15 protein-coding genes are annotated in these 13610 nt (G+C 69.0%); 5 read left to right on the top strand and 10 right to left on the bottom strand.

All coding sequences use genetic code 11. From position 1 onward, the window contains the following. Together RMN86_RS14520 and RMN86_RS14515 are read right to left on the bottom strand one after the other, a co-directional pair. On the bottom strand, nt 1-767 hold a 767-nt coding region (locus tag RMN86_RS14520), incomplete at its 3' end, for an acyl-CoA dehydrogenase family protein (RefSeq protein WP_309606573.1). 44 nt (nt 768-811) lie between these two features. Further along, entirely contained in the window at nt 812-1636 is an 825-nt protein-coding gene (locus RMN86_RS14515; protein ID WP_309606572.1) for an enoyl-CoA hydratase-related protein, read from the bottom strand. Nucleotides 1637-1874: 238 nt separating this feature from the next. Here RMN86_RS14515 and RMN86_RS14510 point away from each other — a divergent pair, with 238 nt between their 5' ends. Beyond that, a complete protein-coding gene (locus tag RMN86_RS14510; RefSeq protein ID WP_309606571.1) occupies nt 1875-2093 on the top strand; it encodes a hypothetical protein in 219 nt (72 codons plus the stop codon). Nucleotides 2094-2109: 16 nt separating this feature from the next. Here the strand turns inward: RMN86_RS14510 and cysQ are convergent, their stop codons facing one another. Next, nucleotides 2110-2868, bottom strand: coding sequence for a 3'(2'),5'-bisphosphate nucleotidase CysQ (gene cysQ / locus RMN86_RS14505; RefSeq protein ID WP_309606570.1), 759 nt, complete (start codon nt 2866-2868; stop codon nt 2110-2112). Between the two features lie 80 nt (nt 2869-2948). Here cysQ and chpT point away from each other — a divergent pair, with 80 nt between their 5' ends. The 3 genes from chpT to RMN86_RS14490 all read left to right on the top strand — a co-directional run bounded on the left by chpT (nt 2949) and on the right by RMN86_RS14490 (nt 4847). Further along, complete coding sequence (gene chpT / locus RMN86_RS14500; RefSeq protein ID WP_309606568.1) at nt 2949-3608, top strand: histidine phosphotransferase ChpT; 660 nt, start codon at nt 2949-2951, stop codon at nt 3606-3608. A gap of 64 nt (nt 3609-3672) precedes the next feature. Next, entirely contained in the window at nt 3673-4038 is a 366-nt protein-coding gene (locus RMN86_RS14495; RefSeq protein ID WP_309606574.1) for a response regulator, read from the top strand. Beyond that, complete coding sequence (locus tag RMN86_RS14490; RefSeq protein ID WP_309606567.1) at nt 4035-4847, top strand: protein-glutamate O-methyltransferase CheR; 813 nt, start codon at nt 4035-4037, stop codon at nt 4845-4847. Before RMN86_RS14495 ends, RMN86_RS14490 begins: the two co-directional genes overlap by 4 nt. An 81-nt stretch (nt 4848-4928) precedes the next feature. Here the strand turns inward: RMN86_RS14490 and RMN86_RS14485 are convergent, their stop codons facing one another. The 7 genes from RMN86_RS14485 to RMN86_RS14455 form a co-directional block, all read right to left on the bottom strand. Beyond that, nucleotides 4929-5402, bottom strand: coding sequence for a universal stress protein (locus RMN86_RS14485; RefSeq protein ID WP_309606566.1), 474 nt, complete (start codon nt 5400-5402; stop codon nt 4929-4931). A gap of 38 nt (nt 5403-5440) precedes the next feature. Then, nucleotides 5441-6493, bottom strand: coding sequence for a tryptophan--tRNA ligase (trpS, locus tag RMN86_RS14480; protein ID WP_309606565.1), 1053 nt, complete (start codon nt 6491-6493; stop codon nt 5441-5443). Nucleotides 6494-6658: 165 nt separating this feature from the next. Continuing rightward, a complete protein-coding gene (gene murJ, locus RMN86_RS14475; RefSeq protein ID WP_309606564.1) occupies nt 6659-8299 on the bottom strand; it encodes a murein biosynthesis integral membrane protein MurJ in 1641 nt (546 codons plus the stop codon). 90 nt (nt 8300-8389) lie between these two features. Then, nucleotides 8390-9088 (bottom strand): DUF1080 domain-containing protein, encoded by a 699-nt coding sequence (locus tag RMN86_RS14470; protein WP_309606563.1) that lies wholly within the window; start codon nt 9086-9088, stop codon nt 8390-8392. 8 nt (nt 9089-9096) lie between these two features. Then, nucleotides 9097-9732: a gluconate 2-dehydrogenase subunit 3 family protein gene (locus tag RMN86_RS14465; RefSeq protein ID WP_309606562.1), complete on the bottom strand. Its 636-nt coding sequence runs from the start codon at nt 9730-9732 to the stop codon at nt 9097-9099. After that, on the bottom strand, nt 9729-11426 hold the full coding sequence (locus RMN86_RS14460) for a GMC family oxidoreductase (RefSeq protein ID WP_309606561.1): 1698 nt from the start codon (nt 11424-11426) through the stop codon (nt 9729-9731). Before RMN86_RS14460 ends, RMN86_RS14465 begins: the two co-directional genes overlap by 4 nt. Nucleotides 11427-11430: 4 nt before the next feature. Further along, nucleotides 11431-12675: a Gfo/Idh/MocA family oxidoreductase gene (locus RMN86_RS14455; protein ID WP_309606560.1), complete on the bottom strand. Its 1245-nt coding sequence runs from the start codon at nt 12673-12675 to the stop codon at nt 11431-11433. A 180-nt stretch (nt 12676-12855) separates the two neighbouring features. On the opposite strand from RMN86_RS14455, the gene RMN86_RS14450 reads away from it, so the two are divergent. Next, on the top strand, nt 12856-13610 hold a 755-nt coding region (locus RMN86_RS14450; protein ID WP_309606559.1), incomplete at its 3' end, for an MFS transporter.

Genomic DNA, 13610 nt, shown 5'->3' with positions numbered 1-13610 from the left:
CGCGCCTTGTTGAGGCAGGAAAACGGTCCGCGCAGCCCTGAGACGTCGGGCAGCATCATGTCTTCCGGCACAAAGACGTCCGCCAGCGCGATTTCGCCGGTCACCGAGGCGCGCAGGGAAAGCTTGTTCATGATCTTCGGCGTCGTCAGCCCCTGCGACCCGCGATCCACCAGGAAGCCCCGGATCACCCCGTCGAGCTTGGCCCAGACCAGGCAGACGTCGGCCACCGGCGCATTGGTGATCCACATCTTGGCCCCGTTCAGCACGAAGCCGCCGTCGACCCTCGTCGCCACCGTGCGCATCGACGCCGGGTCCGAGCCGCCGTCGCTCTCGGTCAGGCCGAAGCAGCCGATGATCTCGCCCGTCGCCATGCCGGGCAGGTACTTCATCCGCTGCTTTTCGGAGCCGAAAGCGTAGATCGGATACATCACCAGCGAGGACTGCACGCTCATGGCCGAGCGGTAACCGCTGTCGACCGCCTCGATCTCACGGGCGATCAGGCCGTAGGCCACGTGGTTGACCTCGGCGCAGCCGTACTTCTCAGGAAGCGTCGGGCCCAGGAAGCCGAGCGCGCCCATCTCGGTCATGATCTCCCGGTCGAAGCGTTCCTCGGCATAGGCCGAGACCACGCGGGGCAGCAGCTTTTCACGGGCGTAGCTGCGCGCCGCCTCCCAGATCATCCGCTCGTCCTCGGACAGGCGCGAGGCCAGATCCAGCGGATCGTCCCAGCGGAAGGTCTTCTGGCTGGCGGCCGTATCGAGCGGCATGGCGGCGGTCTCCTCGAAAGCTGCGCGGGCCTTATGACGGCAATTCAGGTCCCCGTGTAGACGCCTTTGCGCTTCTCGATGAAGGCGGCGCGGGATTCCTTGACGTCGTTGGCGGCGCGCCGGGCGTAGTAGAGGCCGGCCGTCTCGTAGCGCAGGGCGGCCTCCAGTCCGGCGTCGGTATTGTGCTGCAGCACCCGCTTCGAGGCGCGCAGGGCCACCGGCGGCCATTGGGTCATCAGTTCGGCATAGGCGACGGCCGAGTCCATCAGGTCGGCGGCCGGGACCAGGCGGTTGAGCAGGCCCAGCCGCAGGGCTTCATCCGCATCAACCGCGCGGCTGGTGAAGATCAGGTCGGCGGCGGCGGCGTAGCCGACGATGCGCGGCAGGAAGAAGCTCATTCCCGAGTCCGGCGACAGGGAGCGTTCGATGAAGACGCTCTTGAAGCGGGCGTGCTCGGAGCCGATGCGAACGTCGCAGGCCAGCGCGGTGGACATGCCGGCGCCGGCGGCCACGCCGTTGATGGCGCCGATGATCGGCTTGTCGAGCCCCGACCACATCATCGCCCAGCGGCCGACCCAGCCCATCTCATCGATCCGTTCGGCCTGGTTGGCGGGGTCGGGCAGACGGCCGGTGGCGACGGGCCCCTCGCCCATCAGGTCCGCGCCGGCGCAAAAGCCCCGGCCGGCGCCGGTGACCACCAGCGCGCGGACCTCGTCGTCGGCCCTCACCACAGCAACCGCGGCCTCGACCTCCTGGCGCAGCGTCGGCGAGATGGCGTTCAGGCGGTCTGGCCGGTTGAGCGTAAGGATCGCCACCGTACCCCGGCGCTCCAGGGTGAGGGCTTGGTATGCGGCGGGTTCATAGGCCATGGTCGGCGCGCTCCTTGGGATCGCGCCAAGCATCGCGCCAATCCCGGCGGTCGTCGACTCCGCACCCCGAACACTCCGCGCCCCGAACACTCCGCGCCCCCTAGCGAGGCTGGCCTCGCTCGGGTCTTCGACCGACCTCTAACGGAGCCTTAAGCAAAGCGGGTGCGATGTGAGGCAGGTCACAACCAAATGCGTCCGTCTGCGTTCCAATAGGGCAACGGCTCACCAAGGCTTCGCGATGCACACCGCGCCGACCCACACCGACCTGTTCGGCCTCGCCAGGTCGCTGCTGCTGTTGGCGGTTCTGGCCTTTCTGGCCGGATTCGGGGGCTATCTGGTGCTGGGTCCCGCCGACGTCGCCGGGCTGGGCGTTCGCGAAGCCGTCGCCACGGGCAACGCGCCAGTCCGCACCTCCGCGCCGCCCCAGGACGACCGTAACCCGCCAAGACACATCTGATCCGCGCGCCGGAAATCTAAGCCCCCCGCGCGACGAACCAGCCATTGCGGAAGCCCTCACGCGCCTTGCCATAGACGAACGGCTGGCCGTCGAGGGTGGTGACCCTGCCGCCCGCGGCCTCCAGCACGGCGTGGCCCGCGGCGGTGTCCCACTCCATCGTCGGGCCATGGCGGGGATAGATATCGGCCATCCCCTCGGCGATGCGGCACAGCTTGATCGAGGAATCCATGGGTTGGCGCAGGTGGAAACCATATTCGGCGGCGAGCTTGTCGGCGGTCTCGACGGACATGGTGTGGCTGATCAGCGCGATCGCCGCGTCCGCCGGCCAGGGTCGCACACCGACGCGATGATCGGCGACACCCGGCATCCGCTTCAGCGCCTGGCCGCCGGATGTGTACCAGGTCTCGGCGGACGGTGGGGCGACAACGGCGCCGGCCACGGGGCGGCCGTTCTCGATCAGGCCGATGTTGACGGTGAAGTGGGGGTCGCCGCGTACGAAGGCCTTGGTGCCGTCCAGGGGGTCGACCAGGAAGAAGCGCGGACCGATGGCGTCCGGCGTGCCGAACTCGCTGGCGTCCTCTTCCGAGATCACCGGCACATCGGGAAAGCGTTCGGCGAGCGCCTTGAGGATCAGCGCCTCGCCGGCGCGATCAGCTTCGGTGACCGGGCTTTCGTCCGATTTGTGGCTGACCGCCAGGCCGGAGCGCCACAGCGGCAGGATCAACCGCGCGGCGGCCTCGCAGATCTCGGCCAGATCAGCCCCGATGTCGTTCATGCATCCCCCGGTAATCCTGGTGGGTCTCTAAAGGGCGGCTCGCGGTTTTCCAAAGGCTCAAATCACCCCAAGGTCGCCCCATGACGGACATGCCAGCCCCCTACGCCGTTCGCGCCGCTGAGCTGGCCGCCTATCTGGCGGCGCGGATGTGCCACGACTTCATCAGCCCGGCGAGCGCCATCGTCTCCGGGCTTGACCTGCTTGAGGACCCCGCGGCCCAGGACATGCGCGAAGACGCCATGGACCTGATCGGGGCCTCCGCCCGCAAGCTCTCTGACCTGCTGCAATTCAACCGTGTGGCCTTCGGGGCCTCTGCGACGGCCGAGACCTTCGACGCCCGCGAGTTGGAGAGGCTGGCCCAGGGCGTCTTCGCCACGATGCGCGCCGACCTCGACTGGCAGGTCGAACCGGCAGGCGTGAACAAGCCCGCCGCCCGCGCCCTCTTGAACCTGGCGCAGATGGCCGGCGCGGCTCTGCCAACAGGCGGGACGGTGCGTGTGGGCGCGGTGGAACAGAGTGGGTCGCTGGCCATCACCTTGCAGGCGAGCGGCCCCAAATCCCGGCTGCGGACCGAGGTTCTGGGCGGCCTGCGCGGCGAGGGTCCCGGCGAGGGTCTGCACGGCCATTGGGTGCAGGCCTACTATGTCCACCTGTTCGTCAGCGACGCCGGCGGCCGCGTGTCCGGCGAGATCGGTGAAGAGTGCGTCACCTTCGCCGCGACGATCCCGTCGCCCAGCTGACTCCTCCACCGGTCCTTAACCAAACCGGCGCGACAACAGGGCCATGGTCTGGGAATCCGCCAGCGTGAAGATCTGCCTGGTCGTCGACGACAGCCGCGTGATCCGCAAGGTCGCGCGGCGGATCCTCGAGGATCTGGGGTTCGAAGTGGCCGAGGCCGCCGACGGCGCCGAGGCCCTGGCCTGGCGGCGGACCTGCAATCCCGACGCCATCCTGCTCGACTGGAACATGCCGGGCATGAGCGGGCTGGAGGTCGTGCGCCAGTTGCGTCGCGAACCGGGCGGCCTTGAGCCCAAGGTGATCTTCTGTTCGGCGGAGAACGAGCTTGCGCGGATTCGCGAGGCGCTCGACGAGGGCGCCGACGACTACATCATGAAGCCGTTCGACGGTGACATCGTCGCCTCGAAATTGGCCCTGGTGGGTCTGCTGTGACCCCGCAGGATCGCGATCTTGTCGCGCGACTCTGCGGCGAGCGCGCGGGGCTGAGGATCGAGCCTGAAAAAAGCTACCTGCTGGAAAATCGGCTGGGGCCCGTGGCGCGGCGCGAAGGCTTCGCCTCGGTGCATGAGCTCGTCTGCGCGGTGCGTGACCGTGGGGAGGAGCGGCTGATCTGGGCGGCGGTGGAGGCCATGTCGCCGGTCGAGACAGCGTTCTTCCGAGACCCGGCGGTCTTCGAGTTGATCCTGGCGCAGGTGCTCGCCGGGTCGGCCGGTCGGAGCGAGGATCGGCCGATACGAATCTGGGCGGCGTCTGCCGGCGCCGGACAGGAGGCCTATTCCCTGGCCATGTTGCTGGCCGAGGCCGGGCCAGGGGGCGGGCGGGTGGAAATCTTCGCGTCCGACCTCAGCGAGCACAGGCTGGAGAAAGCCCAGCGCGGCCTCTACAGCCAGTTCGAGGTCCAGCGCGGCCTGTCGGCGCGCCGGCTGGTGCGGCATTTCGAGGCGGCTGAAGAGGGCTTTGCGATCTCGCCCCGGGTGCGTGCGACGGTGCGATGGCAGCGCGCCAACCTGATCGAAGACCTCGGCCGGCTGGGCCGCTTCGACCTGGTGCTTTGCCGCAATCTGCTGAATTGCCTGCACGGCCCGGCGCGTGAACGGGTGCTGAGCAACCTGGCGGCGGCGCTTAGGCCCGGTGGGTGTCTGGTTCTGGGAGCCGCCGAGGCCGCGCCCGGCCTGGTCGCAGCCGAGGGGCGGCCCGGTTTCTTCTTCGAAGGCTCGGCGGCGGCGCGGGCCGCGGCCTGATCGGTCGTCTTTTTTTTAGCGTTGGCCCCATGCCGGTGAACCCGGATCGATGATGCGCCATCAGAATCTGGGACGGCACACCTAGGCCAGGTCCGCGATCTCGTCGTCGGTGAGGTCGCCGGGGACCAGGGTGACCGGCACCTTGCGGCCGCCCCAGCTGACGCCTTCCTTCGCCAGGGAGGCCACCAGCGGGCCTGGGCCGCGCCCGCCGACGGCGGCGGCCAGCACCAGGATCTTGATGTCGGGGTCCGAGCCGATCACCTCGCGCAGCGCGCTGCGCACGGTATCGGCGTGCTTGATGAGGAATTCCGGCGCCTGGCCGGTCTCCGCCAGCACCAGCGCCGCGGAAATCTGCAGGATCGCTTCGGCCTCCTCGCGGGCCTGGCGCTCGATCTCCTCGCGCACCCCCGACCAGTGCTCGAAATATTCCGGCTCGATGACCCTCAGCAGCGCCACATGGCCCCCGGTGGACCGCGCGCGCCGGCAGGCAAAGCGCAGGGCCGCCTGGAACTCCGGCGTGTCGTCGGCGACGACCAGGAACTTGCGCTGGCTCATGGACTGGACGGTGGCCGAGCTTCAGCGCGCGCGCAAGCTCAGCCCGCCCAGTAGCCGACGATGCGCTTGACCTCGGCGAGCGTCGGGGCGGCCACCTCTCGGGCGCGCTCGGCGCCGGCGTTCAGGATTCGGTCGATCTCGGCGGGTTCGGCGAGCAGCCGGCGCATCTCGCCGCCGATCGGGGCCATCACCGAGACCGCGAGGTCGGCGAGCTTCGGCTTGAAGGCCCCGAAGCCCTGGCCGGCGAACTCGCTGAGCACATCCTGGGCTTCCCGGCCGGAGAGCGCGGCATAGACCCCCACCAGGTTCAGCGCCTCGGCGCGTCCGGCCAGGTCGGCGAGCGTTTCCGGCAGGACATCGGCGTCGGTGCGGGCCTTGCGGATCTTCTGGCTGATCGTGTCGGCGTCGTCGGTGAGGTTGATCCGCGAATTGTCCGACGGATCGGACTTCGACATCTTCACCGTCCCGTCGCGCAAGGACATGATCCGCGCGCCCGGCCCTTGGGTCAGCGCCTCGGGCAGCGGGAAGAAGCCTTCGGCGGCGAAGTCGTGGTTGAACTTCGCGGCGATGTCGCGGGTGAGTTCCAGGTGCTGGCGCTGGTCCTCGCCCACTGGCACGTGGGTGGCCTTGTAGATCAGGATGTCGGCGGCCTGGAGCACCGGATAGGTGTAGAGCCCGACGCTCTCGCGTTCCTTGTGCTTGCCGGCCTTGTCCTTGAACTGGGTCATCCGGTCGAGCCAGCCCAGGCGGGCGACGCAGTTGAACACCCAGGCGAGCTCGGCGTGGGCCGGCACGGCGGATTGGGCGAAGATGGTCGCGACCTTGGGGTCGAGACCTGTGGCCAGATAGGCCGCGGCGATCTCGCGCACCTGCTGTTTCAGCTTGGCCGGGTCCTGCCAGGCGGTGATGGCGTGCAGGTCGGCGACGAAGATGAAGGTCTCCATCTCGTGCTGCAGGCGGGCGAATTTCACCAGCGCGCCCAGGTAATTGCCGAGATGCAGGTCGCCGGACGGCTGGACGCCGGACAGCACGCGCGGCCCTCCTTCATGGCTCTTGGGGCCCGTGAAGGAGGCGGTGGCTGGGTCGGTCATTGGATCGGGCTTCTGAGGCTTGAGGGCGCGGAGCCTTGCGCAAGCGTCTTGGCGCAAGGCCCGGAGGGACGGGTCGTTTGGCGGGTCAGCGCCATCGCCAGCTGTTGGATCCCAGGGCCATGCCTGCCCGAATAGGCCCTGATCGAAGCGGCGGCAAGTCGCGCCTCAAGGCTGGTCGGGTGTCTCGACGCTGACGTCGCCCCGCCGCCGCAGCAGCGCCGCCCGCGCCTCGGCCGGCGTGACGCCCCCAAAGGCGAACAGCAGCACGGGGTAGAGCGCGGCGCCCGCCAGGCTGAGCAGCAGGACGGTGATCTCCTTGGCGTGCAGCGGTCCCAGGTGGACCCCCGCGAACGGCGATTCCAGGATCGGACGGGCCTGGGCGGCCAGCGCCAGGGCCCCGCCCAGGGCCGCGGAGGACAGCCCCACCCGGACCATCTTGCCCCGGGCTCTGGCCGACGGCCGCCAGGTCTTGGTCCGCCAGAGCCACAGCACCATCTGCGCGACGGTCAGCCAGGAGGCCGCGGCGGTGGCCAGCGCGATGCCCTGGAAGCCGATGGTCTTAAAGAGCGTGATGCCCAGCGCCACGTTCACCGCCACCGAGAGCAGCGAGTAGTTCATCGGCCGACGCGTGTCGCCGCGGGCGAAGAAGGCCGGCTGCAGGATCTTGATCAGCACGAAGGCCGGCAACCCCCAGCCGTAGTGGAACAGCAGGGCCGCCGAGGCCCGGGCGTCGCTGACGGTGAAGGCGCCCTGCGCGAACAGCCCCTCGACCAGATAGCCCGGCATGGCCATCAGCGCGGCGGCCGCTGGAAGGCTCAACGCCAGGGCAAAGACGATGGCCTGGTCCATGGCTCCCTGGGCGTCGGCGCCGTCGTGCTTGTGCAGCGCCGTCGAAAGCCTCGGCAGCAGGGCCACCCCGATCGCCACGCCCACCAGGCTGAGCGGCAGCTGGTAGAACCGCTCGGCGATGTTCAGCCACACCCGCATCCCCGGCACGCTCGAGGCCAGCATGGCGGAGATGAACAGGTTGATCTGGGTGGCGCTGGAGGCCAGCACGCCGGGGACCATGCGGCGCAGCAGGCCGTGGATCTCCGGCGTCAGCTTCAGATGGCGCGGATGGATGCGCGCGCCGCTGCGGTGGGCGCCCCACCAGCAGAGCGCGCCCTGGGAAATCCCGGCGACGATCACCCCGCCCGAGGCGGCGTAGGCGGCGCGGATCGGATCGTGCTGCGGCAGCACGGCGGCCAGCATCACCACGTTCAGGATGGTCGGATAGAACCCGTAGATGATGAAGCGGCCCCTGGCGGTGAGCACGCCGGAGAACAGGCCCGCGATCACCATGCAGGGCAGGTAGGGCATGGTGATCTGGGTGAGGATCACCGCCAGCTTGAACTTCGCCGGGTCGGCCAGGAAGCCGTAGGAATAGACCCGCATCAGCCAGGGCATGGTCAGCTGGCAGGCCACCGTGATGGCCACGGTCGCCGCGGCCATGGTGGCCAGGGCGTCGGCGGCGAAGCGATCGGCGGCCTCGGGACCCTCGGCGGCCAGCCGCTTGGCGTAGTCCGGCACGAAGGCGGCGGCGAAGGCGCCTTCGACGAACATCCGGCGGAACAGGTTCGGAAAGGCCAGCGCGGTGTAGTAGGCGTCGCCGGCGATGTTGCCGCTGCCGCCCAGTTTTGCGGTGATCACCAGGTCGCGGGCCAGGCCCATCACCCGGCTGACCAGGGTCAGGGCCGCATAGATCGCCGACGAGCGCAGCATGCCCGGGGCCTTCTTCGCCGGTGCGGCGGGCGTCACTTTGGTCACGGGGTCTCGGAAGCTGGGCGACTCAGGCAAGAGGCAAACTAGCCTGAGGCGCGGCCCGACGCGCGGGGCAATCTGAGGGTTGCGATGACACTATTTCAGCACCCTGATCTTCAGGTTCCGGAACGCCACGTCGCTGCCGTGGCATTGCAGCGCGATGGCGCCGGTCGCGCCGCTGGCGAATTGCGGCCACTGGCGGAACTTCGACGCCGCGACCCGGGCCTTGAAGTCGGCCGAGCCGATCTCGTACTCGGCGACCTTCACTCCGTTGAGCCAGTGCTCGACATGGCCGTGATCGACGATGATGCGCCCCTGGTTGAACGCGCCCGGCGGCCGGGTTGCGTCGGTGGTCGGGGCGTAGAGGCCATAGAGGCCGCCGGCGCGCTGCAGCGGCGGCTCGCCATGGGCGTTGTCGAGCACCTGGTACTCCGGCCCGCTCTGATAGGTTTCGTCGCCGACCTCGATCACATGGAACATCACCCCGGAATTGCCCATGGGCGAGATCTTCCACTCGAAGCTGAGCTCGAAATTCCCGTAGGCGCCCTTGGTGACGATGTCCTTCGAGGTCTTCGGATCGGGACTGAGCGCGCCGTCCCCGACGCGCCAGCCGGCGTCGGGCGCGGGGGACTTGAACCCCTTCCAGCCGGCGGTGGTCCGCCCGTCGAACAGCAGCCGCCAGCCCATGGCCTCTTCGGCCGCCGTCAGGGTGTTGGGCGCGGCGGTCGGCCGGTCCGCGGCGAAGGCGCCGCCGGCCAGGACGGCGAGGGTCAAGGCAAGGGTCAGGGTTTTCATCGCGCGTCCTAGAGGCCAAGTTTCTGCAGTTGCTGTTCCACCGCGGCCTTGACCTCGTCCGAGGGGCCGGGGTCCGAGGCGCGCGCGACATTGCCGATATAGCCGATGTCCTTGAACCCGGCCTCGGTGGTGTAGTAGGCGCCGATCGTCAGCCGCCGGAACTTCTTCCAGAAGGCCTGGGTCGCCGGGTCGCTCGACACCGGCAGCGCCGCCAGCGCAGCAGCCCGGCCGGCCGCGCCGGCCTTGAGCACCCGGGCGCCCAGGGCGTTCAGGCCGTTCATGACGATCGGCCGGTCGCGAAGCTGGTCGGGATAGGGTGCGCTCACCCATTCGTCGATGAAGTCGGGCACGCCAAGCGTGCTGGCCGAGGGCGCGGCGCCGCTCGCCGGCAGGATGAAGTCGGCGAGGATGGCCGCGGTCTGCAGTTGCGCCGGGACCATGATCCGCGACCACGGCGCGGGGTCCGGCTTGGCCAGCTTGGGGTCGGTCCCATAGCCGCGCGTGCTGGGCTCGCCGCCGGTCCTGGGGCCATAGATCACGACGCCCGCGCCGACGGCGGTGGCCGCGCCGACCACGCCGATCCAGGTCAGCGCCGTGCGACGGTCGATCTTCGAGACATAGGGCTGCGGGATCTGCTCGTTCATAGGGTCCCCTGCCGGGCGAGGGTGACCAGATTGTCGGCGGAGCGCCAGGCCAGCGCCAGGATGCTCAGCGTCGGGTTCTTGTCGGGGCTGGAAACCATCACCGCGCCGTCCATGACGAAGAGGTTCGCCACCGCCCAGGACTGGCCGTACTGGTTGACCACCGAGTCGGTCTCGTTGTGACCCATGCGCGCGGTGCCGATCTCGTGGATCATCTCGCCGCCCTTGGAGATCGCCTTCTTGCCGTCGGTCTCCACATGGGGATCGGGCTTGCCGCCCAGCTTGTCGATGACGCCGAGGAAGGTCTGGACCATGTGAGCGGCCTGCCGGGTTTCGCTCTCGCCCCACTTCCAGTGGAAGCGCAGCACGGGGATGCCCCACTTGTCCTTCACCGTCGGATCGAGTTCGCAGTAGCAGTCGTCGTTGGGGATCATCTCGCCGCGGCCGTTGAAGCTGATCGTCGAGCCATAGCGATGGCGCAGCCTGCCGCGCAGATCGTCGCCGACGCTGGTCTCGTCATCGGGCAACAGCCCCGCCATGCCCATCGACGGCATCCGCCGGCCGCCGCCGACCTCCACGTGATAGCCGCGCGGGAAACCCAGCTCCTTCTGTTTGTCGTAGCCCCACCAGGGCGCGTAGATGTGCTCGACGCTCATCCCGTCGACGGTGGTGGGCGGCAGGCCCTCCAGCGCCGGGAACTGGCCGTAAACCCCCAGGCCGACGCTGTCCATCAGGTAGCGCCCGACCATCCCGTGGGTGTTGCAAAGACCGTTGGGGAAGCCGGCGCTCCTGGAATTGAGCAGGATGCGCGCGGTCTCGCCGGAGCCCGCGGCCAGCACCACCGCGCGCGCCGTCGCCGCGTGGTGCTCGCCGGTCACGCGATCGACATAGCTGACCCCCTTGGCCTTGCCGGCCTTGTCGAGGTCGACCTGGTAGACCAGGGCGTTGGTGGTGATGGTCAGGTTGCCGGTGGCCATGGCGGGCGGCAAGAGGACGGTCGTCGACTGGAAGTTCGCTCCGATGGCGCAGCCGCGGCCGCAGGGGGTGGCGAACACGCAGGTGTTGCGGCCCTCCATCGCCTGGGTGACCACCGCCCCGTGCATGGGGATCGTCGGGATGCCCATGGCCGCGAAGCCGCGCGCGTAGAAGATCTCGAAGGCCCGGGGCGGCGGCGGCTCCAGCAGGCAGCCGGGGGGCGAGTCCGGGGTATTGAACAGGCCGGCGGCGCGGCCGGTGACGCCCACCAGCTTCTCGGTCCTGTCGTACCAGGGCGCCACGTCCTGGTAGGTGATCGGCCAGTCGTGACCCAGGCCGTCGCGGCTGTGGGGCTTGAAGTCGAGCTCGCCGAACCGCAGCGAGATCCGGCCCCAGTGGTTGGTCCGACCCCCCAGCATCCTGGGCCGCCACCAGGTGAAGGGCTCGGAGCCCTCCGCCACCGTGTAGGGCTCGTTGGGCACCTGCCAGCCGCCATCCACGGTGGCGTCGTAGAAGCCGAAGGGCTTGTCCGGGGTGCCGACGCCGCGCAGGGGCGCCTGCGCGTTGGTGTTGAACATCGGGGTCTCGGCGACGGGGTCATAGTGGCGTCCGGCCTCCAGCATCAGCACCTTCAGCCCTGACTTTGTCAGGTGATAGGCGCTCATCCCGCCGCCGGCCCCGGAGCCGACGATGATCACGTCATAAGGTTGAGCCAAGGCCATCGGATCATCCTTCGCGGGCGGGAACAGGCACGTAGGTTTCCAGATCGTCGTCGGGCAAGCGGACCACCTGGCCGGTCTCGGCGGACTTGTAGAGCGCCATGACGATCCGGGTGACCTCGACGCCGTCCTCGAAGGTCTCGATGGGGGTCCGGCGGTGGCGGAAGCAATCGACCATGTGGCGGTTCTCGCCGACGTAGCCATAGGTTCCGGCCTCATCCTCGACGATCGGCATCTGGCCCTGTTCGGCGTTCTGTTTCTCGACCAGATCTTCACCCTGCCCCCCGGAGATGGCGCGGGAGAGAAAGACCTTCAGGCTGGGGTTCAGCGAGGAAAATTCCATGGCGTATTCCGGGCCCAGCAGCGCCAGGTCGATCCGCAGGCCAGGCCCGACATAGGACCAGGAGGTGGACGCCTCGACGATCAGCTCCTGGCCGGTCGTGTCCTCCAGCGTGATCGTGGCGCGCGCGAAGTCCTCGACGGGATGGGCCTGGATCCGGACGCCCGGGAAGTCCCTGGCCAGTGACCTGGCATAGCGGTCCTGGCTCCATTTCAGGTGCGCGACCGAGCCCTGCACCGACTTGACAGTCAGGCTTGCGCGCGGCGCATCGGGCGCGGTGAGCAGGAACCGGCCGACCTCGACGGAGTGGCACATCATGTCGCTCATCACCCCGCCGCCCTGGCGCGCGCCCTGCCAGAACCACGGCTCGTGCGGGCCGGAATGTTCCTCGGCGGCGCGGGCGAGGTAGGGGCGGCCCGACGCCGGGACGGCGCGCCGCCAGATGATGTCCTTGCCGCGCTCGACGGCGCTCGAGAACACCTGGTTCTCCAGATAGCCGTGGGCCAGGCCCGCGTCCTCGGCCAGCCGCAAGACCTCGCGGGCTTCCGCCAGCGTGCGGCCCAGGGGTTTTTCGCAGGCGATGGCGCGCACCCGGGACTTGCCGGCCTTCACGGCGGCGCTGAGCGCCCGCATCACCTCCAGGCGGCGGTCGTTCGGGGCCAGCAGCCAGATGGCGTCCACGTCGTCGGCGGCCAGCAGGCTTTCCAGGCTGGCGTGCGCCCGGCAGGGGCCAAGCTCGGCGGCGTTGACCGCGGCTGTGAGCGCGTCGCGGTTGGCCGCCGTGGGGCTGAACACGCCGGTGATCTGGGCGTGACGGACACTCTCGAAGGCTTTCAGGTGGAACTTGGCGATGAAGCCGGAACCGATGAAGCCGATCCGCAGAGGCGGCGGCCCCTCGCCTGCTCGCACCATGCCCGATTTCCTTCCCGCGAACCACCAACCGGCCGCGAACTTGGCGCCGGCGGCGGGAGAGGTCAAACCGCGCCGGAGGCGAGGCGTCCGCGGGGCTGATCGTCACAGGTGCGCTGGGCCGACATCTGTGTAATCGATAGGCCAAGCGGGGCCTTGAGACCCCTGCCAGGGGAGGCGAAGATGACGGTCCAGACGCGGCTTTTTCTGATGATGGTGCTGCAGCTGGCGGTCTGGGGCGCCTGGGCGCCGAAACTGTTCCCCTACATGGGCATGCTGCATTTTTCGCCCTGGCAGCAGTCGCTGGTGGGCTCGTCCTGGGGCGTCGCAGCGTTGCTCGGCATCTTCTTCTCCAACCAGTTCGCCGACCGCTACTTCTCCGCCGAGCGGTTCATGGCGGCCAGCCACCTGATCGGCGGCCTGGCGCTCATCTCGTGCGCCCTGACGACGAGTTTCTGGCCCTTCTTCGCGGGCTACCTGGTGTTCAGCCTGGTCTATGTGCCGACGCTGTCGGTTTCCAACGCCATCGCCTTCGCCAACCTGAAGGACCCGGCCAGGGATTTCGGGGCCATCCGCATGGGCGGCACGGTGGGCTGGATCGCGGTCTCCTGGCCGTTCATCTTCCTGCTGGGCGCGAAGGCCGGACCCGATCAGGTGCGCTCGATCTTCGTGGTGGCGGCCATCGTCTCCTTCGTGCTCGCCGGCTACAGCCTGACCCTGCCGCACACCCCGCCGAAGACCGACGCCGCCGGCGCCGATCCGCTCGCCTGGCGTGAGGCGATCAAGCTGCTGGGCGTGCCGTTCGTCGCCGTCCTGTTCGCGGTCACGTTTATCGATAGCGTGATCCACAACGGCTATTTCGTGATGGCCGACGCCTTCCTGACCAACCGCGTGGGGATCGCCGGGAACCTGTCCATGGTGGTGCTCAGCCTTGGCCA

The organism is Phenylobacterium sp. (assembly GCF_031360265.1).
Taxonomy (GTDB): Bacteria; Pseudomonadota; Alphaproteobacteria; order Caulobacterales; family Caulobacteraceae; genus Phenylobacterium.
The sequence above is the reverse complement of the archived record's forward strand: the minus strand, read 5'-3'. Positions and strand labels throughout refer to the sequence as shown.